The organism is Clostridium sp., assembly GCF_030532265.1.
Taxonomy (GTDB): domain Bacteria; phylum Bacillota; class Clostridia; order Clostridiales; family Clostridiaceae; genus Clostridium.
Genome location: NZ_JAUNLM010000006.1, coordinates 1 through 23,246 on the forward strand (window position 1 = coordinate 1; position 23,246 = coordinate 23,246).

Annotated in this window: 26 protein-coding genes; 5 read left to right on the plus strand and 21 right to left on the minus strand. The window is 27.0% G+C overall.

What is annotated here, in order from left to right; translation table 11 throughout:
• Positions 1 to 48 precede the first annotated feature (48 nt).
• Positions 49 to 1,056, plus strand: coding sequence for a PLP-dependent cysteine synthase family protein (locus Q4E08_RS02655; RefSeq protein WP_303127994.1), 1,008 nt, complete (start codon positions 49 to 51; stop codon positions 1,054 to 1,056).
• A gap of 76 nt (positions 1,057 to 1,132) precedes the next feature.
• On the opposite strand, the gene Q4E08_RS02660 is transcribed toward Q4E08_RS02655, so the two are convergent.
• Positions 1,133 to 1,864, minus strand: a complete 732-nt coding sequence (locus tag Q4E08_RS02660; RefSeq protein ID WP_303127995.1) for an ABC transporter ATP-binding protein — start codon at positions 1,862 to 1,864, stop codon at positions 1,133 to 1,135.
• 9 nt (positions 1,865 to 1,873) lie between these two features.
• A complete protein-coding gene (locus tag Q4E08_RS02665; protein ID WP_303127997.1) occupies positions 1,874 to 3,451 on the minus strand; it encodes an ABC transporter permease/substrate-binding protein in 1,578 nt (525 codons plus the stop codon).
• Between the two features lie 143 nt (positions 3,452 to 3,594).
• Between Q4E08_RS02665 and Q4E08_RS02670 the strand changes: the two genes are divergently transcribed.
• On the plus strand, positions 3,595 to 4,437 hold the full coding sequence (locus Q4E08_RS02670; protein ID WP_303127999.1) for a patatin family protein: 843 nt from the start codon (positions 3,595 to 3,597) through the stop codon (positions 4,435 to 4,437).
• Positions 4,438 to 4,457: 20 nt separating this feature from the next.
• Here the strand turns inward: Q4E08_RS02670 and msrB are convergent, their stop codons facing one another.
• Together msrB and Q4E08_RS02680 are read right to left on the minus strand one after the other, a co-directional pair.
• A complete protein-coding gene (gene msrB, locus Q4E08_RS02675) occupies positions 4,458 to 4,910 on the minus strand; it encodes a peptide-methionine (R)-S-oxide reductase MsrB (RefSeq protein WP_303128171.1) in 453 nt (150 codons plus the stop codon).
• An 80-nt stretch (positions 4,911 to 4,990) separates the two neighbouring features.
• Positions 4,991 to 6,862 (minus strand): PAS domain-containing sensor histidine kinase, encoded by a 1,872-nt coding sequence (locus Q4E08_RS02680; RefSeq protein ID WP_303128001.1) that lies wholly within the window; start codon positions 6,860 to 6,862, stop codon positions 4,991 to 4,993.
• 152 nt (positions 6,863 to 7,014) lie between these two features.
• Between Q4E08_RS02680 and Q4E08_RS02685 the strand changes: the two genes are divergently transcribed.
• On the plus strand, positions 7,015 to 7,224 hold the full coding sequence (locus Q4E08_RS02685; RefSeq protein ID WP_303128004.1) for a cold-shock protein: 210 nt from the start codon (positions 7,015 to 7,017) through the stop codon (positions 7,222 to 7,224).
• Between the two features lie 33 nt (positions 7,225 to 7,257).
• On the opposite strand, the gene Q4E08_RS02690 is transcribed toward Q4E08_RS02685, so the two are convergent.
• The gene (locus Q4E08_RS02690; protein ID WP_303128006.1) at positions 7,258 to 7,800 is read right to left on the minus strand and encodes a hypothetical protein; all 543 of its coding nucleotides are present in this window, start codon (positions 7,798 to 7,800) and stop codon (positions 7,258 to 7,260) included.
• A 97-nt stretch (positions 7,801 to 7,897) separates the two neighbouring features.
• Between Q4E08_RS02690 and nagZ the strand changes: the two genes are divergently transcribed.
• Positions 7,898 to 9,115, plus strand: a complete 1,218-nt coding sequence (gene nagZ / locus Q4E08_RS02695) for a beta-N-acetylhexosaminidase (RefSeq protein ID WP_303128009.1) — start codon at positions 7,898 to 7,900, stop codon at positions 9,113 to 9,115.
• A 49-nt stretch (positions 9,116 to 9,164) separates the two neighbouring features.
• Here the strand turns inward: nagZ and Q4E08_RS02700 are convergent, their stop codons facing one another.
• The 16 genes from Q4E08_RS02700 to Q4E08_RS02775 form a co-directional block, all read right to left on the minus strand.
• Positions 9,165 to 9,719 carry an ECF transporter S component gene (locus tag Q4E08_RS02700; RefSeq protein ID WP_303128012.1) on the minus strand — a complete coding sequence of 185 codons (555 nt, stop codon included), beginning with the start codon at positions 9,717 to 9,719 and terminating at the stop codon, positions 9,165 to 9,167.
• Positions 9,720 to 9,953: 234 nt separating this feature from the next.
• Positions 9,954 to 10,313 (minus strand): BMC domain-containing protein, encoded by a 360-nt coding sequence (locus tag Q4E08_RS02705; RefSeq protein WP_303128021.1) that lies wholly within the window; start codon positions 10,311 to 10,313, stop codon positions 9,954 to 9,956.
• 11 nt (positions 10,314 to 10,324) lie between these two features.
• Positions 10,325 to 10,873: a BMC domain-containing protein gene (locus Q4E08_RS02710; RefSeq protein ID WP_303128024.1), complete on the minus strand. Its 549-nt coding sequence runs from the start codon at positions 10,871 to 10,873 to the stop codon at positions 10,325 to 10,327.
• A 5-nt stretch (positions 10,874 to 10,878) separates the two neighbouring features.
• The gene (locus tag Q4E08_RS02715) at positions 10,879 to 12,207 is read right to left on the minus strand and encodes a 4Fe-4S dicluster domain-containing protein (protein WP_303128026.1); all 1,329 of its coding nucleotides are present in this window, start codon (positions 12,205 to 12,207) and stop codon (positions 10,879 to 10,881) included.
• Between the two features lie 20 nt (positions 12,208 to 12,227).
• Positions 12,228 to 12,476: a EutN/CcmL family microcompartment protein gene (locus tag Q4E08_RS02720; protein WP_303128028.1), complete on the minus strand. Its 249-nt coding sequence runs from the start codon at positions 12,474 to 12,476 to the stop codon at positions 12,228 to 12,230.
• 72 nt (positions 12,477 to 12,548) lie between these two features.
• Entirely contained in the window at positions 12,549 to 13,196 is a 648-nt protein-coding gene (gene pduL / locus Q4E08_RS02725) for a phosphate propanoyltransferase (protein WP_303128030.1), read from the minus strand.
• Positions 13,197 to 13,213: 17 nt separating this feature from the next.
• On the minus strand, positions 13,214 to 13,492 hold the full coding sequence (locus tag Q4E08_RS02730; RefSeq protein WP_303128174.1) for a BMC domain-containing protein: 279 nt from the start codon (positions 13,490 to 13,492) through the stop codon (positions 13,214 to 13,216).
• Between the two features lie 141 nt (positions 13,493 to 13,633).
• Positions 13,634 to 13,927, minus strand: coding sequence for a BMC domain-containing protein (locus Q4E08_RS02735; RefSeq protein WP_303128033.1), 294 nt, complete (start codon positions 13,925 to 13,927; stop codon positions 13,634 to 13,636).
• Between the two features lie 13 nt (positions 13,928 to 13,940).
• Entirely contained in the window at positions 13,941 to 14,219 is a 279-nt protein-coding gene (locus tag Q4E08_RS02740; RefSeq protein ID WP_303128036.1) for a BMC domain-containing protein, read from the minus strand.
• Positions 14,220 to 14,239: 20 nt separating this feature from the next.
• On the minus strand, positions 14,240 to 14,545 hold the full coding sequence (locus Q4E08_RS02745; protein ID WP_303128038.1) for a BMC domain-containing protein: 306 nt from the start codon (positions 14,543 to 14,545) through the stop codon (positions 14,240 to 14,242).
• A 12-nt stretch (positions 14,546 to 14,557) separates the two neighbouring features.
• Positions 14,558 to 15,760, minus strand: a complete 1,203-nt coding sequence (locus Q4E08_RS02750) for a zinc-binding dehydrogenase (RefSeq protein ID WP_303128040.1) — start codon at positions 15,758 to 15,760, stop codon at positions 14,558 to 14,560.
• A 16-nt stretch (positions 15,761 to 15,776) separates the two neighbouring features.
• On the minus strand, positions 15,777 to 17,249 hold the full coding sequence (locus Q4E08_RS02755) for an aldehyde dehydrogenase family protein (RefSeq protein ID WP_303128043.1): 1,473 nt from the start codon (positions 17,247 to 17,249) through the stop codon (positions 15,777 to 15,779).
• Positions 17,243 to 17,671 carry a heme-binding protein gene (locus tag Q4E08_RS02760; protein WP_303128046.1) on the minus strand — a complete coding sequence of 143 codons (429 nt, stop codon included), beginning with the start codon at positions 17,669 to 17,671 and terminating at the stop codon, positions 17,243 to 17,245. The genes Q4E08_RS02755 and Q4E08_RS02760 overlap by 7 nt, the downstream gene beginning before the upstream one ends.
• 241 nt (positions 17,672 to 17,912) lie before the next feature.
• Entirely contained in the window at positions 17,913 to 18,710 is a 798-nt protein-coding gene (locus Q4E08_RS02765; protein WP_303128054.1) for a class II aldolase/adducin family protein, read from the minus strand.
• Positions 18,711 to 18,864: 154 nt separating this feature from the next.
• Positions 18,865 to 19,629: a DeoR/GlpR family DNA-binding transcription regulator gene (locus tag Q4E08_RS02770; protein ID WP_303128056.1), complete on the minus strand. Its 765-nt coding sequence runs from the start codon at positions 19,627 to 19,629 to the stop codon at positions 18,865 to 18,867.
• Positions 19,630 to 19,653: 24 nt separating this feature from the next.
• Entirely contained in the window at positions 19,654 to 21,069 is a 1,416-nt protein-coding gene (locus tag Q4E08_RS02775) for a rhamnulokinase family protein (RefSeq protein WP_303128058.1), read from the minus strand.
• Positions 21,070 to 21,250: 181 nt separating this feature from the next.
• On the opposite strand from Q4E08_RS02775, the gene Q4E08_RS02780 reads away from it, so the two are divergent.
• Entirely contained in the window at positions 21,251 to 23,032 is a 1,782-nt protein-coding gene (locus Q4E08_RS02780) for an L-fucose isomerase (protein WP_303128060.1), read from the plus strand.
• Positions 23,033 to 23,246: the final 214 nt, after the last annotated feature.

Below are 23,246 nucleotides of genomic sequence, written 5' to 3' on the forward strand. Positions count from 1 at the left end.
AAAAAAATTAAATATACTAATATAAAAGTATTTTTTAGGAGATTTTTTATGGATAGTTTAAATAATAAATTTAATTCACTTGAAAATTTAATAGGAAATACCCCTCTTATTGAAATTTTATTTTCTTATAAGGGTAAAGAAATGAAAATATATACTAAACTTGAGTATTATAATTATACCGGAAGTATAAAAGACAGAGTCGCTCTTTATATATTAAAAAAAGCTTACTCTGAAAACAAAATAAATCCTGATACTACAATAGTAGAATGTACAAGTGGTAATATGGGAATTTCATTAGCTTCAATAGGAAGTTTCTTAAATAATAAGGTTAAAATTTATTTACCTGAATGGATGAGTGAGGAAAGAAAAAAATTATTAATTAGTTTTGGAGCAGAAATACAGTTAATTTCTAAATCCTCTGGAGGATTTTTAGAATGTATAAGACTTGCTAAAGAAGAGGCAAAGCTTAATAAAAATATTTTTCTTCCAAGTCAATTTGAAAACTCAAATAATATAATGGCTCATTATTTAACTACTGGTCCTGAAATTTTAAATGCATTATATAAAAAAAATTTAATTCCTAATTGTTTTGTTGCTGGAGTTGGAACTGGTGGAACTATTATGGGTATATCTAGATATTTAAAAACTATTAATCCTAAGTTAAAATCTTATCCAATTGAACCTTCAAATTCCAAAATATTATCATGTAAATTTAGTAACTCTTCACACAGAATAGAAGGTATATCTGATGACTTTGTTCCCCCAATTTTAAAACTTTATGAACTTAACAGAATTATTGATGTAGACGATGGAGATTCTATAATTATGGCGCAAAAACTTTCTAATTCCTTAGGGCTTGGGGTTGGTATTTCATCAGGTGCTAATTTTTTAGGAGCTGTTAAAGTTCTTTTAAAGGAAGGTTTAAATAATACTATTGTAACTGTTTTTCCTGATGATAATAAAAAATATTTGAGTACAGATCTTATGAAAAATGAACCTATTAAAGAAACATTTTTATCTAAAGATATAGAACTATTATCTTTTAATGTATTATAAAACAAACGAGATAAATACTAAATATTTAGTATTTATCTCTAAAACTTAAATTTATATTATTTATAAAGATTTTTAATTAATCTCCTATAAGTTCTTTTACATAATCAGTTTTAGGACTTTCCTTTAATTCCTTAGGTGTCCCCATCTGCTCTATTTTTCCTTTATTCATAACTATAACTATACTTCCAAGTTTTAATGCTTCATCTATATCATGAGTAATAAAAAATATAGTCATATTAAGTTTTTTTTGAATCTTTATTATTTCATCTTGTAATGATTTTCTAGTTATTTCATCTACTGCTCCAAAAGGCTCATCCATAAGCAATATATCTGGTTCTTTAGCTAAAGCTCTTGCTATTCCAACTCTTTGCTTTTGCCCACCACTTAATTCTCTTGGATATCTATTTATTAATTCTTCTTCTAAATGAACAACTTTCATTAATTCTTTAACTTTTCTTTTTGTTGCATCTTTATCATTTTTATCTAAATCTAATACAAAAGATATATTTTTTTCAACTGTCATATGTGGAAATAATCCTATACCTTGTATTACATATCCTATATTTTTTCGAATTTCTGTAATGTTTTTATTTTTTATATCTTCCCCATTTATTATAACATTTCCTGAGTCTGGTTTTAATAATCCATTTATAAGCTTTAATGTAGTAGTTTTTCCACTGCCTGAACTTCCTATTACTGTAACAAATTCACCTTTTGATAGATTTAAATTAAAATTTTTTAATACCTTTTTATCTCCATAACTTTTACTTACTTCTTTAAAACTAATTATAGTTTTACTATCCTTCATAAAAAACTCCTATTCAATTAATCCTTTCTTTACTAAAAATTCCTTGGCTACCTGAAAATCATCCTTTTTATTTATTTCAACATCGTAATTCATACTAATAATTTCTTTTTCACTTATATTTTTTTCTAATAAATTAAGTACATCTTCTAACTCAGGATATTCATCTAAAGTTTCTTGTCTAATAATAGTTCCTGCAAAATAATCCGGAAAAAACTTTTTATCATCTTTTAAAACTTTAAATCTTTCATCTACCAATCTTCCATCTGTTGTTGATGCTGTTATTACGTCAACTTTTCCATCCTCTATGGCTTTATATTTTAACCCCATATCTAAATCAAGCGAATTTTTAAATTTAAACCCATAAAGTTGTGAAATAGCGTCATATCCATCATCTCTTTCATAAAAATCATATTCAGCTCCAAAAATTAAATTTTCAGATACCTTTGCCAGATCTGAATAAGTTTCTATTTCATACTTTTCTGCTAAATCTTTATTCATTACAATAGCATATGTACTATTATATCCATAAAGATTTAGCCAATTTAATTTAAATCTATTTTTATATTCTTCTTTTAGTTCTTTTATTAATTCATTTTTTTCCTTTATACTATCTTTTTTTAATACATATTCCCAAGATGTTCCCGTATATTCTGGATATAAATCAATTTCACCTGAAACTAATGCTGGATGTATATTAGCAGTTCCACCACCTATCCCCTTTTTTATATCAACTTCTATATCTGTTTTATTCTCTATTAATTGAGCTATAATTTCTGTAAGTATATATTGTTCTGTCATAGGTTTAGATGCAACTATAATCTTTTTATTTTCACTAAAATATCCAAATAACATGCTAAATATAACAACTATAATAGTTGTTGATATTACTACCTTTGTTTTAAAATTAAACTCTTTATTTTCTTTTTCATTTACTGATTTTTTATATCCTTTAGCCATATTATTTATCTTTTTCTCTAAACGAGATAATATTAAATCTATTAAAAGAGCTATAATAGCTATAAGTAAGCTTCCTGCTAAAGTCATTTCTTTACTATTTGTTGTTATACCTCTCCATATAGCAACTCCAAGGCCTCCTGCTCCGATAAAAGATGCTATTCCACAAAGTGCTATAGTCATAACTACCATATTTCTAAATCCTGCAAATATAACTGGTGCTGCAAGTGGTATTTTTATTTTATATAAAAGTTGAATATTGGTTGCTCCCATACCCTTACCTGCTTCAATTATATCTTTATCAATATTTAAAATACCTGTATAAGTATTTGTTATCATAGGCAGTAGACCATATATTGATAATGTGATTATAGCCGTAATATTTCCAACACCTGATATAGAAACTAAAAATCCTAATATTGCTATTGATGGTATTGTATATAAAAAACTTGTTATCCCTTTAACTGGCATTGCTAATTTTTTCTTTTCAGATATTAATATACCTAAACTTATACCAATTATAGTTGATATAACTATAGCAATTAAAGATAAAAATAAATGCTCTCCTATTAATTTTAAGAAAAAATCTTTTCTTTCTAAATACAAATCTAAAACACTTTTTATAAATTCCATAATTCTCCTAATTATATATTAGTATTACTAAAATATATTTATATTAATTTTAATTTATTACTTAATATATTTATTTGTATTTGCTAATTTTCAATGTTAGTTATATACTTTATTATTATAATATTTTATTTTCAGGAGGTTTTATGACTAGTTTAATATTAGAAGGAGGTACTTTTAGACCTATTTTTAGTGCTGGTGTAATGGATGCTCTTTTAGAACATAATATTTCTTTTCCATATTGCATAGGAGTTTCAGCTGGAATTACCAATGGATTTTCCTATTTTTCTGCTCAAAAAGGTAGAAATTTAGAAATCCTTGAAAAATACAGAAATGACAAAAGATATTTAGGTATTAAAAACTTTTTTAAATGTAAAAGTATTTTTGGACTAGATTTTGTTTTTGATGAAATTCCAAATAAACTTTCCCCTTATAATATTGAAGCTCTTACAAATTATAAGGGAAGAGTATTAGTTGGGGTTACTAATGCTATTACAGGAAAAACCGAATATTTAGATGGTAAAAAAATTGACGCTAAAAATACTATGCTTAGAGCAACATGTGCAATTCCTTTATTTTTTCCTGCAATAAAAATTAATGAAAGTTATTATTACGATGGCGGATTATTAGATCCTATTCCAATAAAAAAAGCTATAAAAGATGGAAATGAAAAGCATCTAATAATACTTACAAGACCAAAAAGTTATAGAAAAAAACTAAGTAAAGGTAATATAATTGCAGCTAAAATAGTTTCTAGAAAATATCCTAAATTAAAAGATTCATTTTTAACTCGTCATAAGTTATATAATGAAACTGTTAGGTTCTGTGAAGAACTAGAAAAACAAGGAAAAGCAATAATTTTAAGACCTAGGGAAGACCAAGCTATTGAAAGTTTTGAAAAAGATGTAGAAAAATTAAAAAAAGGTTATCAAGATGGTTATAATATGGCAATTGAACGTATAGAGGATATAAAAGAACTTTTAAAATAAAAATAGGCTACCAAAGTAGCCTATTTTTTGTTTAGTAATTCTAGATATTCATCATATCCTTCACTTTCCATATCTTCTTTTCTAATAAATCTCAAAGCACCTGAATTTATACAATATCTAAGTCCGCCTAATTCCTTTGGTCCATCACAAAAAACGTGTCCTAAATGAGAGTCTGAATTTTTTGCTCTTACTTCTATTCTTTCCATATTAAAGCTACTGTCTCTCTTTTCTCTTATTAAACTTCTATCTATTGGTTTACTAAATGCTGGCCATCCACACCCTGAATCAAATTTATCAGTTGACACAAATAAAGGTTCACCACTTGTTATATCAACATATATACCTTCTTCAAAATTATCCCAATATTCATTTGCAAAGGGTGGCTCTGTGACATCCTCTTGCGTTATTTTATATTGTAAATCAGAAAGTCTTTTTTTAAGTTCTCTTTCGTCTAATTTTTTATACTTTTTCATCTTCATCTATTTCAACCTCTTTTTATAGTATTATAACAATATTTTAACCTATAACTAAAGTGTTATTAAATAATTTATTATTAATTTAGATATATATCTGAAAATTCTATTTCTATTTTATTAAGCTGTACCTGATCAACATAATTAAGTTCTTCAATGTAAGATTTTATTTCTTCTTCATCACTTAAAACATCAGGTATTCTTATTAAAAATTCAGTACCAACACCTAAAACACTCTTTATTTTTATTTCTCCTCCATGAAGCTTAACTAATTCATTTACTATATATAATCCGATTCCACAACCTTCATTTAATTTAGTCATTCTATTATTTACATTTTCTAATCTATCAAATAAACTATTTAATTTATCCATAGGAATACCTATGCCTCTATCTCTTATTCTTATTTCAATCATTCCATCATTTAAAAGTAGATTAACATTTATAGGTTCATTTTTATCATTAAACTTTATAGCATTTGATAATACATTAAGTATTATTCTTTCCATATGGTCTTTATCAAATAAAGCTAATTTTTCTTCAAATTCAGTGTCAAATACTATATTTATAGAACTATTATTTAAATAATTATTTGCCCTATCTATTATATTTTCAACTAATCTTACTATTTCTATTTTTCTAGGATTATAGCTAAAGAAACCCTCTGATATTTTTACACTATCTATCATGTTATTTATAAGTTTAATCATTCTAAATATATTTTTATTACAGGTCTTTATATACATATCATATTTTTGACTATCTTCTAAAGATAATTTTTTAATTTTACAATCAAGTAACTGTATAGATGTATATATTAAATTTATAGGTGTTTTAAATTCATGAGATATATTTGCAAAAAATTCTCTTTTTATTTTCTCCAGTCCTTTTTCTTCTTGCATTTTATTTGTTATATCATTCATAACTATTATTCTTCTTACTATATTTTTATTTTCATCTTTAAAAGGATTGCTTTTTATCCAAATCCATCTCATTTCATTATCTTTTCTTATAATTCTTACCATTAAATCTATAGGTCTATTAAAATCAATTTTATTAAATATTTCTTTATCCTCTTCATGGAGCATTTCTCTAATTATTTCTATACTATCCTTTTTATATAACTCTCCTCTACTTATACCAAATATTTTTTCAAATGCTTGATTTACAAATACAATTTTTTCATTATCTTTTATTATTACTGAATCCTCTAAATTATTTAACATATTAAATAAAATAAGTTCATTATTTAGTAAGCTTTCTTCAACAGCAATTCTGTATGATACATCTTTAGCTATACCAATAATACCTAAAACATTATTTTTGTTATCAAAATAAGGAACTTTCATAGTTTCCTCTATAAATTTTCGTCCATTATTTAAAATTTTTTCTTCTATATATATTTTCTCATTTTTATTTTTTATAACTTCTTTATCACGTTTTTTAAATTGATTTGCAATATTATATCCGAATAAATCCAAATCTGTTTTTCCTATTATTTCGCTTTTACTTAACCCTAAATGATCTGCAAATTTTTTATTACAATTTAAATATACTCCATTTACATTCTTATGGAATATATAATCAGGCATAGAATCTATAAATAATTCTAAAAAATTTTTTTCATTTATATAATCTTCAATTTTATTCTTTAACCATAAAACAACATAATTATCATCAATTCTTTTTAACGAAATATTATCAGTATTAACTTCAAAATATTTATTATTTTGATACATTATACTCTCATAAAAATTATTAATCCCAATCTGTTCAGATATTTTTTCATATAGTATAGTCTCACTAAACTTTTTATTTATTATACTTATATCACTAAAGTTAGTTTCTTCAATTAATAGATCTTTCTCTATTCCATCCTTATCCCTCAGTATTTTGCAATAAAAATAATTATCCGAAACGCTATTTAATATTTTCTTCCATACACTCCCCATATATATATAACCTTTTCCCCTTTTTATTTCTCCATTTTATTCAATTTTTGTATATTATATAACATATTATACACTTAAATAATATATTTTTTAAATATTTTTTTATTTTTAGCTAATAATATATATGAAATTAAATTTAAGGAGAGATTTTTATGTCAAGTACAACTGGAGTTGTTAAATGGTTTAATCAAGAAAAAGGATATGGATTTATATCTTGCGATAATGGAAATGATGTTTTCGTTCATTTTTCACAAATTAAAAATAGTGAAAAAAATAAAGAACTTCATGAAGGTGAAAGTGTTTCATTTGATATAACTGATGGACAAAAAGGACCAATGGCTATAAATGTACAAAAACTTTAACAAAAAGGTACTACAATTCTTGTAGTACCTCTTTTAATATATATTTTTAATTATATATTTATTTATAATTTTTCCAAGTTCCTTACTCTCTTTTATGATGTTACATTTATATATATTATCATATAAGTCAACTTCTACAAGTTCAATATTTAAACTTTCATTTTCTAAATATAATAATATACAATATGAAGATTCTATAGTAAACTTCATATCTCCTGTTTCTATTAAACTTTCTACAGTTTTATAATCATGAAAATTTTCAGAAGTTTCTTCATAACATTCCCCTTTTGCTATCCTATACTGAACTCCATCTATTGCCCTAAAAAAGGTAACATTATCATCACATATTCCACCAATCATTAAAGCTATTCCAAAATCTTTAGAATTAATATATTCTTTAATATTATTTTTTTCCTTTTTGTTATTTATTATTTTTAAATCTTTAATATTAACTATATCTATTAAATCTATTAATCTTTCATTCGTTAAAGATTTATAAATGTATTTTAAATCATTCTCATATTGAGATAAAAATTTATCAATATTATATTTAGATTTAATCACTATTTTTTCCATAAATTATTCTCCCTAAAAGTTTTATGTTTACTAACATATTATTATATTATCATAGTAAACTATAATATTAACAATTATTTTTGATTATAGGAGATTTATGAAAAAATTATTTTTTATTTTAAACTCTTTATTTGTAATATTAATTTTATCACTATATATAAATACTTATCCATCCAAATTTAATTCTATTAATGTTTCAAATAATATAGATAATAATGAACTAATAAAAAATAAAATAAGCAATATGACATTAGATGAAAAAATTGGACAACTTATAATTTGTGGCTTTGATGGATACACTCTCGATAATAATTTTAAAAATTTAATTAAAGAAAACCATTTAGGTGGTGTAATTTTATTTAGTAAAAATATAAAAAATTCAGATGGACTTCTTAATCTTATAAACAGTTTAAAAGAAACTAATAGTTCTAATAAAATTCCACTTTTTATATCAGTAGATGAAGAAGGGGGAACTGTTTCTAGAATGCCTAATGAAATTTATAACCTTCCATCTAATAAATATATAGGTCAAATAAATAATGAAAATTTTAGTTACGAAATAGGAAAACTTTTAGGAAAGCAACTATCTGCCTTTGGCTTTAATTTAAACTTTGCTCCTGTACTAGATATAAATAGCAATCCTAATAATCCAGTTATAGGTACAAGATCTTTTGGAAATGATAAAAATTTAGTTTCTAAATTAGGAGTTAAAGTTATAGAAGGTATGAAAGAAGAAAATATTATTCCAGTTGCTAAGCATTTTCCAGGTCATGGAGATACATCAGTAGATTCCCATTTAAATCTTCCAATCATAAACCATGATTTTAATAGGCTTAATAATTTTGAATTAATTCCATTCAAAGAAGCTATAAAAAATGGTGTTGATGCTATAATGGTTGCACATATATTAATTCCAAAATTAGATAAAAATAATCCTGCTACACTTTCAAAAACTATAATAACAGACATATTAAGAAATAAATTGAATTTTAATGGCTTAATATTAACTGATGATATGACTATGGGTGCAATAACCGAAAATTATAATATAGGTGATGCAGCTATAAAATCAATTAATGCTGGTAGTGATATAATCCTAGTTTGTCATGAAACAAATAATATAAACACAGTAATAAATTCAATAAAATTTGCTGTTTCTAAAAATATAATAACTGAAAATAGAATTAATGAAAGTGTTTATAGAATATTATATGTTAAAGAGAAATTCAAATTAAATAATAATAAAATAGATTTTGTAGATATAAACTCTATTAACTATAAAATTAATAAAGTTTTGCAAAAGTACAAAAAATAAAAGAGTTTTTTAAACTCTTTTATTTTTATATAATTTAAATTATGTCTTTTTATTTAAATATTTTTTTCCTCATAGCATATATAAATTTAGCTAATGGAATAGCTATTATGATTCCTAATATAACTTGAACAGTATCTCCTGGTAAATGCATAGTTGCATATATTATACTACCTATAAAGCCATTTGATGCACCTAAAATTAAACCTCCCATTATAGCATTAGCAATAAAATATCCAAATAAATCAATAATTCCTCCAATAATAAATGCTAAAATATAAACTTTTATAGTTTTATCTTTAAATCTCTCAATAATAACTGCAACAAAAAATGCCATTAATCCTTTTATTACAAAAGTAAAAGGGGCCCATATTAAGTATCCTGCAAATATATCAACTAAAGCCATGCCAATAGAAGCAGATACTGTACCATATTTTTTACCAAGCAAAACTCCAGATAATAAAACCATACAATCACCAGGTTGCATAAAACCATTAAGTGTAGGTATCTTTATTATGCTTCCAGAAATAAATACAACTGCTATCATTAAACTTGTCATTATAAGAATTTTTATTTTTTCATCTTCTTTAACTTTTAAATTCTTCAATTTTATTCCCCCATATTTTCTTTTAATTTACCCTATTAATATATTATCCTTATAAATCTAATACTATTCTTGTATAACTCTTCAGTCAAATGTATCGTTACAATATTCAATAAATATTTATTATTAGATACGAGTTACCCCTTCTATTTTAAAATTAATATTTTACAAAGAATAATCCAGTAGAAATTAAATCTACTGGATTATTTATATAAATTTAAATTATAACTATATATTTTATGACTTAGTTATTTTAGTGCTTGTAAACTTTAAATTTTCTCCTAATACTTTAATAACCTCTTTAAGTGATTCCTCAACTGATGATACACTTCCAACTATAACTAAAGATCCATTAAATCTATCTATAAATCCAATTGAAACATCTGATGATTTTGTAGCTACATCAGCTGCTATTATTGCTGCTTCACCTGGAGTTATAGTCATTATACCAAGTGCTCCTTTATTATCAATTAGTATATCTAACTTTTTATATAATTCATTTACAGGATTTGCTATTAAATGTGCAAGTGTAACTTGTTTACCTGGTACATATTCTTGAACTACTCTATATTCATCTTCTTTGTTAAATATATTCATTGTAACTACCTCTAATATAAATTTTCTATAAACCCTTTATCAGGGCTATTTATAATTGCATCATCTAATAACATTCCTTTTTCTTTTAAAATTCTCTTGCTTGTCTTTACTCCCATTTCAACAGCTGAAATATCTCCACTTACAATAAAAAAACTTTTCCCACACATCCCCCTTGCAAGTCTAACTTCTACTAAATTTAATTTAGCACTTTTTGCAGCTATATCAGCAGCTTCTATTATAGATGCAACAGAATAACTCTCAACTATTCCAATAGAAGAATTTTCAATTATTTCATTACAGCCAGTAATAGCCTTATATATATCTTCCACAGGATTTCCTAAAAGAAAACTATCTATAATATTTTCTTCACTTTCGAATTTAGCAACATCTAATGCTGTATTAACTTCAGATATAGTTCCTTTAAATAATACTATATACTTTCCTGGACAAACTGTTGCTGCATGAATTATTTCTATATTTGCAGACTTTGCCATCTTATCTGAAATTAGCATACCAGTTGGAACCTTTAAAAACTCAACTAACCCTAATGCATTATTCAAAACAACTACACCTCCATATTTATTTCAATAAATTCATTTGAAATACTTTTTACCCTTCCATTAATAGGTGAATGTAAATACACACCTAAAGAATCATCTATTTTTGCTATAACTTGATTCTTTTTAACTGTTTCATTTACTTTAACAACAGGATAAGGAGCTTTTCCAATTGATTGTAGTAAATTTATTTTTAAATTTTTTATTTCTCCTGAAAATTCAAAAATTTCTGCTTCTTTATCAAACTTTGATAAACTTAATCTAGATAATACCCTTTTTACTGGAACTCTTCTATATTCTCTATCTCTTTTTACTTTTACATCATTTATTTTAATTGGCTTTATTCCATTTTTTTTAAACCTAACTTTTAATTCATCAATTATAGCTTTAGGATTTAAACCTTGATGACAAGAATATGAAGAACAAAGATTACATCCTGAGCATCCAAATGCATTAATAAATACATCAGTATTATAATTTAACCCAAAAGCTAAAGAATTCATTATTTTATGTGGCTCTATTTTATGTCCTAAATTATATCTTGGACATAAATCAGTACACATTCTACATTGCGAACAAACTCCCATTGCCCTTTTTAACTCCACAGATAATTTAATTTCCCTGTTTGCTACTATTGGATTATCCTTAGGAATTATAAATATTCCTTTTGTAGTTTTAGTTACAGTATCATTTAAACTCCCGAATCTTCCTGTCATTGGACCACCAATTAAAACTTTAAAATCTTCAATTGTTGTTCCTGAAACTTCTTTTAATAATTCTTTAAATTTAATTCCTATAGGTGCACATATTGTTTTTGGTTCATTAACTGCACCTCCTACAGTTAAATATTTATGTGTTACAGGAGTATTTTCAATTACAGCTTTATATACATTAAGCACAGTTTCAACATTTACAACCATTACACCAACATTTAAAGGGATTCCACCTTGTGGTACTATTTTGTTAATAGCTTCATAAACTAAAACCACTTCGTCTCCAGCTGGATAACCATCCTTTAGTAAAAACTTTCTAAGCTTATTAAATTTATATATTTCTTTATCCACTGCAACATCTGCACCTTTATAATGTTCTTTAAATGCAACTATTCCTTCTTTAGCTCCTAAAATTTCTACTATTATGTCTAATCCTTTTAATATTTTATAAGCTTCTTCTTTCAAAAGATTTCTATCAACTCTAAATAAAGGCTCACACTCAGCCCCATTTAATATAACTGTATTTACATCATATGATAATTTTGCATATGTAGGAAAACCTGCTCCACCAGCTCCAACAATTCCATTTTCTTTTAATAAAGACTTAAGTTCATCTAATACCATAAAGCTTCCCTCCCTTCATTTTATTCATCAACTATTCCAACTATAGCAGCATCTATCGGAACATTATCCTTATAAAGTCCTAGATTGGCATTTTCTCCAACAGTCACTAATACTATACTTTGTCTTCCAGCCCCTACTCTATCTATTGCAACTATATTTTTTTCATTATTATATCCTTCTAAAGGTTCAACTACTAAAAGTTTATATCCCATTAAACCGTCTTCTTTTCTAGTACTTACAACATTATCTATAACCTTCCCAAGTATCATATTATTCACATCCTTATTTATAAGTTTTATTCCAAACAAGACCTACTCAAGTCTAAATTTGGAATAAAACAATTATATTATTTCAACATAATCTCCATTTTTAATTCCAAGTGCATTTCCTTCATCAGTATCTATATGCATTTCTAAATGAAAATCTTCTCTAATTCTTACGTCAACATTTTCTAAAATTCCTGCTCTTTCTCCTTTAACTTTTACTGATACTGTACCTTCTGTCATATTAAACTTTTTAGCATCATTTTTATTCATATGAATATGTCTTTTAGAAATTATACATCCTTCATTAATCTTTATAGTTCCTTTAGGTCCAACTATAACTATTTCTCCAGAGCCTTTTATATCCCCTGATAATCTAACTGGAGCATCTGATCCAAGAAATATAGCATCTGTTTTTGATAATTCTACTTGCGTTTCACCTCTTGTAGGTCCAAGTATTCTAACGTTTTCTATAGATCGTAACTTTTTTCCTACTAAAGTTACTGTTTCATTTGCTGCAAATTGATTTCCCATAAGCATTTTTCTTTTAGTTAATTCATATCCTGCTCCAAAAAGAATTTCTAAATGCTTTTTAGATAAATGAACATGCCTTGCTGATATGCCAATCTTAACATTTTTATTCTCTATAGATTTAACCTTAACATCACTTTTTCCAATTACATTTATTACTTCTTTAGTAATTTGGTCAACTAATTTTTCATACATAATAAAAAGCCTCTATGTTAAATATTTTTTGGTAATATTAACTCAACTGAAGAGTGTGGTCTTGGTATTACATGTACTGCTACAACTTCTCCAAGTCTTCCTGCAACTTCTGCACCTGCTTCTGTCGCAGCTTTTACAGCACCAACATCTCCTCTTACCATTACTGTTACAAGTCCTGATCCTATCTTTTCTGTTCCTATCATTTCAACATTTGCTGCTTTTACCATTGCATCTGCTCCTTCTATAGCAGCAACTAATCCTCTTGTTTCTAACATACCTAATGCTTGTTGTCCCATTCTTAACCCCTCCATAATTTCTTTTTTACTATTTTCAAAATTATTTATTATCTCTTTCTTTTTTCTTCCTCTCTTTTTCTTAGGCTTCTCTTCATTAGATATATTATCTGTTATATTTATATCATTACTATTTTTCATAAATTATAGCCCCTTGTATTTTTGTTTACTTTTTTTAACAATCCCTATTACCTCTTCATGAGGTCTACTAATAACAGCATGTGCTACGCATTTAGTTATTTTATTAGCAGTTTCTTTTCCAACTTCAACTGCATTTTTTACATCAGATACATTTCCTGAAACTATTATAGTAACAAGCCTTCCACCGAGTTTTTTTTCTAAAGTTTCTAAATTTACATTAGAAGCTTTTGTCATGGCATCCACAGCAAGCATTGCAGATACCACTCCAACTACTTCCACTATTCCTAGTGATCCCATAATAAACCTTTATTTAATCAAGTTTTGGTAGTATATTTTCCACATCTCCATTAGGTCTTGGTATTACATGTACTGCTACAACTTCTCCAAGTCTTCCTGCAACATCTGAAGCTGCTTCTGTTGCTGCTTTTACAGCTCCAACATCTCCCCTTACCATTACTGTTACAAGTCCTGATCCTATCTTTTCTGTACCAATTAAAGTTACATCTGCTGCCTTTACCATTGCATCTGCTGCTTCTATAGCAGCAACTAATCCTCTTGTTTCTATCATTCCTAATGCTTCTTGTTTCATAATAAAAATCCTCCTTAAATTTACTTTATACAACTTATCTTTATAAACTTTTTAATTCCTTCATCTGGATGAGCCATTATATACTTTGAATGAACTCCAGATATTTTATTTGAAGCATTTATAGCTGCTTCCATAGCCATATTTACATCACTTACTGTTCCACTAAATTTAACAACTATAAGTACTGGAACTTCAAGTTCATCTGCATTTTTAGGTTTATTATTATCTAATGCTTCAATCTTTACATTTGCAGCTTTACAAGCTGCATCTGCTGCTACAAGTGCAGCTGTAAGACCAAACACTTCAATTAATCCAACGGCTCTCATACTATTACCTCATTATTTATTAACTATAGCTATTTTAATTCCATCCTGTCTTATATTAGTTAACATTGCTTCTTGTAAATTCTCTAAATCAAATTCATGTGTTATTAATTTTTTAATTGGAAGTCCGATTCCATTTGCTCTCTTTAAGAAATCAAATGTAGTTAAATAATCCTGTGGTGTATAAACCCATGAACCAACTACTGTAACTTCTTTTTTACATATATCATAATGTGGATTTATAGTTGCATCTCCATTATCTACAAAAAATCCAACTTCACAAAGACCTCCACCTCTTTTTATAAATTTCCATATACCAGCTGCTGCCTTTGGTACTCCAGTACATTGAAATGCAAAATCAACACCTAATTCATCAGTTAAGCTATAAACCTTTTTAACAGTTTCATTAAAGTCTTTACTCTCTGTAATATTTATAATGCTATTTGCCCCAAGACTTTTTGCAATTTCCAATCTATCTGAGTTACCATCTACTGCAATAATATTCTCTATTCCCATAGTTCTTAACACTGAAAGTAGTAATAATCCTATAGGACCACAACCTTGAACTAAAACTTTAGAATTAAATTTTAATAAACCAGTACTTTTTGCTCTTTCAACAGCATGTACAACAACAGCTGCTGGTTCTATTAATATTCTTGAATGTAAATCCATATCTGAAACATTGAACACTGTAGATCCTTTTCTTATAACTAAATATTCAGAAAACCATCCATTATGATGGATTTCATCATCACTTATAAGTCCATATATTCCTTGATTCTCACATAAATTTGTTCTTTCTGGATGATTTAGACAAACATCACATTCCCCACAAGGAATTATACAAGTAACAATCTTATCTCCAATTTTAAGATCTTTTCCTCTTGAATCTTTCTTTATATTTTTTCCTATTTTAACTATTTCACCTGTACCTTCGTGTCCAAGTACTAATGGTATTAATCCAAATGGGTCATTTTTGAATTCATGAGCGTCTGTTCCACATATTCCGCAACCTTCTACCTTGATAAGCATTTCATCATCATTTATTTCTGGTATTTTAAATTCTTTAATTTCAATTTTTTCTTTTCCTACAAGCATTCCAACTTTTCCAGTATCTTTTATTTCTTTAGAAGTTACAATATCTTTAACATCGTCTTTCATCATTTCCTTAACAACACTTTTTATTATTTCTTCTATATTTAAATTATTGACTTCCATAACTTACCCCCATTCACTATCTTATACATAACCCATCTTTTAAAACACACCTTCTATTTTTAGTAAATGTACTCGCAGAACTTAGTCCTTCTCCAGTTTTACTAGCTATAGTAAATGTAGCAAAACCTTCTGCTCCAAATCCTATTGCTGAATATGAAGGTGCATTTTTTACAAAAATAGCAGTATCAACAGCTTTTGCGAATCTAGTTAAATTGTTTACATTTTTTGAATGCATATGAGCTGAATGTCTATTTCCATGTTCAAGCTTAACTGCTATATCTATTCCTTCATCTAAATCTTTAACTCTTACAACACCAAGTATTGGCATCATAAGTTCTTCTTGTATAAGTGCATCTTCATAATCACCTTCAAATACAATGCATCTTATTGAATCATCAACATCTATTGATAATTTATCTAAAATTACTTTTGCATCTTTTCCAACGAACTCTCTATTTAATGTTCTTTTTCCATTTTTATTTATAAGAACTAAATCTTCTAATCTTTTTATAATGTTCTTATCCTTTATTAAATAAGCACCAAATAAAGTCATATTTTCTATTAATTCATCACATATTTCATTAACAGCAACTACCTCTTTTTCAGCTATACATGGCAAATTATTATCAAAAGTTGCACCATCTAATATATCTTTTGCAGCCTTTTTAATATCTGCTGTTTCATCAACTAAAACCGGTGGGTTTCCAGCGCCAGCTCCTATAGCTCTCTTTCCACTTGATAGTGCTTGTAAAACAACTCCTGGTCCACCTGTTGCTGATATTAACGTAACATCTTTATGTTTCATTAAATTATTTGTATTTTCTATACTTGGTTCTTTAAAAGATACAACTATATTTTCAGGACCACCAGCTTCAATTGAAGCTTCATTAATAAGCTTAACTGCATAATTTGAACAATTTTTTGCTCCTGGATGTGGTGCAAATACTACAGTGTTTCCACCTGCAATCATACCAATTGAATTACAAAATACTGTTACTGTAGGATTAGTTGATGGAGTAATTGCCGCTATAACTCCAAAAGCACCTTTTTCTACTAATGTAAGTCCCTCATCTCCAGTCCAAGCTGTAGTAACTATATCTTCTGTTCCTGGAGTTTTTTCTGCTACTAATACATGTTTTAAAACTTTATGGTCATATTTTCCCATACCAGTTTCTTCAACTGCCATTTTAGCTATTTTTTCTGAATAATCTAAACATTTCTTTCTAATACCTTCTATTATTTTTTCTCTATCTCTAACTGATAACTTCTTTAATTTCTCATACGCTTCCTTAGCTGCATTTACAGCCTCATCGGCATTATCAAACAAATATTTTTCATTTAATTCTTTTTTATTACATTTACAACCACCAGAAATTTTGCATTTTCCTTTACAATTATGATTTTCTTTATTTTCTATAACATCTTTGACAGTTATTTCTTTTATTACTCTCTTTATAATTTCTTCTAGGTTCATTTGACTATCTACCACTCAATTACCCCCTCACAAACGTTCTTACCAAATAGAGCTAGTTTATTATCATACTCACAACTACCTCCACTTACCCCTATCGCTCCAATTACATTGCCATTTTTTCTTATAGGAAATCCACCTGGAAATGCTATTATTTTATTATTATTAGTATTATTTATACCAAAAAGCTCCCCTTCATCTACTGATAAAGCTTTTAAATCTTTAGTTGCTATTCTAAGACTTGCTGAAGTAAAAGCCTTATTTACAGCAATATCAAAACTTGCTGGAAGCGCTCCATCCATAAAATGTACTGCTATGATAATGCCCCACTCATTACACATAGCTATAACTACTGGAATGCCTTCTTTATTAGCTAACTTTTCAACTTGCTCGATAACCTTTTTTGAAACTTCTAAACTTAAAAAATTTATTTTATTCATAAAATCACCATTTGATAGAAAAATATATATCTATTTTCCTGTATAAAGTTCGAATAAATTTAGTCTATTCTTTTTTTATTTGTAATATGATATTATCTCTGTTTAAAAACTTATAATTTTATTAAATTTAATTTTTATAGAAAAGGGCTTAAACATAAAAGCCCTTTTTTAGAATCTTCTTTAATAAAACATTCTTATTAATAAATTTATTTTAGTATTTCAAAACTATCTCACTTAATTATTATTTAATTGCCCCTAATACTTTACTTGTAACTTCTTTTACTATTTTTTCTACAAGCTCATCATTTAAATTAGATTCTTTTTGAGCTAAATTATTTGAATTATATATACAACTTCCATCTTCATTACAACATAAGCCTGGATGTTTTCCAATTAAATTCATACCTCTTCTTATATCTAATAATTTGTCAATTTGGTTATTATTTAAAACTTGTGGCTCACCTATTTGACTTGATATAAACATAAGCTTTGCATAAAATTCTAGTGATTCCATCTTAAAATAAGCTGACATAAGATCTGGTCCATATGTTAAAGCCCCATGGTTTTCTAATAAAACCGCATCATAACATTGAAGATATTTTGCTACTGCATCTGGAATTTCTTCAGTAGATGGAGTTCCATATTCAGCTATTGGAACATTACCAAGAGCAATTACAGCTTCTGGCATTATAGCTTTATCTAAAGGAATTCCTGCAATAGCATAGCTTGTACCATATGGAGGATGAGCATGAACTACTGATTTAACATCTGGTCTTTCTTTATATACTCTTAAATGCATTTTAACTTCTGATGAAGGCTTAAAATTGCCATTTGCACTAATGATATTTCCATCCATATCAACCTTACATATCATATCTGTAGTCATATAACCTTTTGAAACTCCAGTTGGTGTGCAAAGAACTTCTTTTTCATTTATTCTAACTGATACATTACCATCATTTGCTGCAACAAAACCATTATTATAAATTCTTTTTCCTATTTCACAAATTTGTTTTTTTATTTCATATTCTGATACCATAAACAATCCCCCTATTTATTTTTACTTATCTTTATTTTTCTTTTTTCTCTCCTAATTTTACCATCAATTTTCTTTAATGTCAATATATGGTAAATATTATTTGTTGATTTTTCTTTTAATTAAAAAGAGTTTGCTATAAAACAAACTCTTAATTCTAACATACTATTAATTCTATTTTGTTATTTTTCAGTACTTTCTTCCACTTATCATTAACATCTTTATCAGTATATATATAATCTATATCTTTAAACTGAACTATATTAACAAATGAACTTTTATCAAATTTTATAGAATCAACTACTAATATTACCTTACTAGCTGAATTAACCATTACCTTTTTAACTTCAGCTTCTTCTTCATTAGAATCCATAACCCCTCTTTCAATATCTATCCCTTTACAACATATAATAGCTTTATTCACATAATAATTTTTTATTATAGATTGTGCCCATTTTCCAGTAAATGATTTAGAAGATTCTCTAAATACTCCCCCAGCTAATATAAGATTTATATTTTTATAATCTTGAAGATCCGTTATAACCTTTAGTGAATTAGTTATTAATGTAACTCTTTTATTGCTTTTTCTTAAACCCTTAGCAACATAATAAGCTGTAGATGATGAATCAAGCATTATTGTATCCCCATCTTTTATTTCTTCTTCAACTCTTTCGGCTATATTAACTTTCCCCTCTTTATTTATAACTTCTCTCATATCTAAAGGCATATCAACATTTGTTCCCTCATTAACTATAGCTCCACCATAAGTTCTTTTTAATATTCCTTGGTCTTCTAATTTTTCAAGATCCCTTCTTATAGTTTCTTCTGTTACAGAAAATTTAACAGCTAATTCCTGAACTAAAACTTTTTTTTCTTCCTGAATCTGTATTACAATTTTATGCCTTCTTTCAACTGCCAACAAACTTTACACCTCCATATATTCTTTTTAAACAGAATACATTTCTTCATTAAATGATTTTTCTATAATCTTTCTTCCCTCTTGTACAGATGAAATTTCTCCACAAGCTATACATTGCATTATAATATTACCAATTACAGCTGCTTCAATAGGTCCAGCTATAACTTTTTTTCCAGTTTTTTTAGCTGTAAGCTCACTTAAATACTTATCCTTAATTCCTCCACCCACAATATTAATCCTTTCTATCTTATATCCTAATAAATTCTCTAAATCACATATTGTGTCTTTGTATTCTTTAGTTAAGCCATTATAAACAGCAATAGCTAATTCTCCTAGTTCTTTAGGAGTTCCTTGACCATTTTCCTCACAATATTTTTGTATTGATTTAATCATATTTTTAGTATTCATAAATTCAGTATCATTAGTATTTACTATAAACTTTTTATTTTCATACTTTCTAGCTTCCCTTATTATATCTGGAAAATCTATATCATTATAAAACTCACACCAATTTTTCTTAAGTTGCTGAAGTAGCCATAATCCATTAATATTTTTCAAAACTCTAACATTACCGAGTGCTCCTCCTTCATTAGTAAAATTCCATTTTAAAGCTTCTTTTGTTTTAAATTGAACATTGCTTTCAACCCCTAAAAGTGACCACGTTCCTGAACTTAAATATGCATCTTTTTCATCTTTTAAAGGAGCTCCCATTACTGCAGATGCTGTATCATGTCCACCAACAGCTATAACAGGTATATTGTAAGAAAGCCCTGTCTCATCTAATACTTCTTCTTTTAAATATCCATATATCTCTCCTGGATTTATTATTTCATTAAATATATTCTTTGGAATTTTAACCTTATCTATAAGCTCATAATCCCATTCTTTATTATTAATATCTAGCAATGCTGATGTAGATGCAATTGTAAATTCATTTTTCTTTTCTCCAGTTAAATAATATGCAAATAAATCAGGCATAAATAATAATGAATCACTATTTTCTAATATTTCTTTCCTATATTTCTTATCAGCAACAAGTTGAAAACAAGTATTAAATACATTATTTGATATACCATTTCTTAAATAAAGTTCACTTAAACTTATATATTTTTCCGTTTCCTTTATTCCATAATAATTTCTTTTATCTCTGTAATGCATAGGCATTCCAATTAAGTTTCCATTTTTATCTATAAGTCCAAAGTCTACTCCCCAAGTATCTATTCCTATTCCATCTATTTTTTTATTCATTGTAGCTACTTTTTTCAAAGCATTTTTTAATTCATTAAAAAGTCTTGGAAAATCCCAAACATATTTATCACCTAAAAAAACTGGATCGTTAGGAAATCTATATATTTCTTCTAAATTTAATGTTCCATTTTTATATTCACAAATTATAGCTCTTCCTGATGATGCCCCAAAATCAAAAGCTAAATAATTACTCAAAATAATTCCCCCTTAAGTTATTTTACATTATTTGGTAATTATATAATACAACATAAATCAAATACAAACAACATCTTTAAAATATTTTTGGAAAACTTTTACACACACTTATTGACTTGTATATTTTTTCATTATAAAATTATATTGTAAAATATTGGTAATATAATATTGGGGGTGCTTTATGTATAAATCAAATAATCAATATCCAAAGATAGGTATAAGACCAACAATTGATGGTAGAAGAAACGGTGTTAGAGAATCTTTAGAAGACCAAACTATGAATATGGCTAATTCCGTAGCTTCACTTTTAAAAGAAAATTTACGTTATCCTAATGGTGAACAAGTTGAATGTGTAATAGCAGATACTACTATTGGTGGCGTTAATGAGGCAAGTAAATGCTATGAAAAATTTAAAAGAGAAGGTGTTGGTTTAACTATAACAGTAACTCCATGTTGGTGCTATGGTACAGAAACAATTGATATGGATCCACATATGCCAAAAGCAATTTGGGGATTTAACGGAACTGAAAGACCAGGCGCTGTTTATTTAGCTGCTGCTCTTGCTGGACATAATCAAGTTGGTCTACCTGCATTTGGTATATACGGAAAGGACGTTCAAGATGCAGATTGTACTGATATACCAAGCGATGTAAAAGAAAAACTTTTAAGATTTGCAAAAGCAGGTTTATCTGTTGCTATGATGAAAGGAAAATCTTATCTTTCAGTAGGTTCTGTGTCAATGGGAATTGCTGGTTCTATGGTTGATCAAAAGTTTTTCCAAAAGTATCTTGGAATGAGAAATGAATATGTAGATATGAGTGAAATCACTAGAAGGATAGATAGAGAAATTTACGATAAAGATGAATTTAATAAGGCTTTACATTGGGTTAAAGAAAATTGTAAAGAAGGATTTGATAAAAATTCAGAAGCTAATCAAAAAACTCGAGAAGAAAAAGATAATATATGGGAAACTGTTGTTAAAATGACTTTAATAGTAAAGGATTTAATGATTGGTAATCCTAAATTAGAATCACTTGGATTTAAAGAAGAATCAGAAGGTCATAATGCAATTGCTGGAGGATTCCAAGGACAACGTCACTGGACAGATCATTCACCAAATGGTGACTTTATGGAAGCTATATTAAATTCTTCATTTGATTGGAATGGATTAAGAGAGGCTTTTGTATTCGCAACAGAAAATGATTCATTAAATGCTGTTCCTATGCTATTTGGACACCTTCTTACTAATACAGCTCAAATATTTGCTGATGTTAGAACATATTGGTCACCAGAAGCAGTTAAAAGAGTTACAGGAAAAGACTTACCTGAAGAAGCTAAGAATGGATTTATTCATTTAATTAATTCAGGTTCTGCTACGTTAGATGCATCAGGTAGACAAACTGATAAAAATGGAAATCCTACAATGAAGCCATTTTGGGAAATTACAGAAAATGAAATTAATGATTGCCTAGCTGCAACAACTTGGCATCCTGCAGTAAATGAATATTTTAGAGGTGGTGGATATTCCTCTAAATTCTTATCAAAAGGAAAAATGCCACTAACAATGTCAAGAGTTTGTCTAGTTGATGGATTAGGTCCTGTTCTTCAAATAGCTGAAGGATACTCTGTTGATTTAGATGAAGAAATAACTAAAACTATTGATAATAGAACTGATAACACTTGGCCTACAACTTGGTTTGTTCCAAATCTTACTGGTGAAGGTGCATTTAAAGATGTATATTCAGTAATGAATAATTGGGGAGCAAATCATGGAGCTATTTCTTATGGACATATAGGAGCTGATTTAATAACATTAGCTTCAATTCTTAGAATTCCAGTTTCTATGCATAATGTTCCAGAAGATAAAATATTTAGACCAAGTGCTTGGGGATTACATGGATTAAAAGATCTTGAAGGTGCTGATTTTAGAGCATGTAAAAACTTTGGCCCTCTATATAAATAGTTATAAATAAATTGATAAAAAGCATTGATACAATCTGTATCTATGCTTTTTATTATTTTTTTATAATTCTTTTAATATAAAAATATTTCTTTAATCTTTTATTCTATACTTCTATAGAATAAATTAATTTATCATGAAAATTTATAGTGACTTATCTATTTTTCAAAATTTTAAAGTGAATTTATTTATGAAATTTTTAATTGTATATTTATAT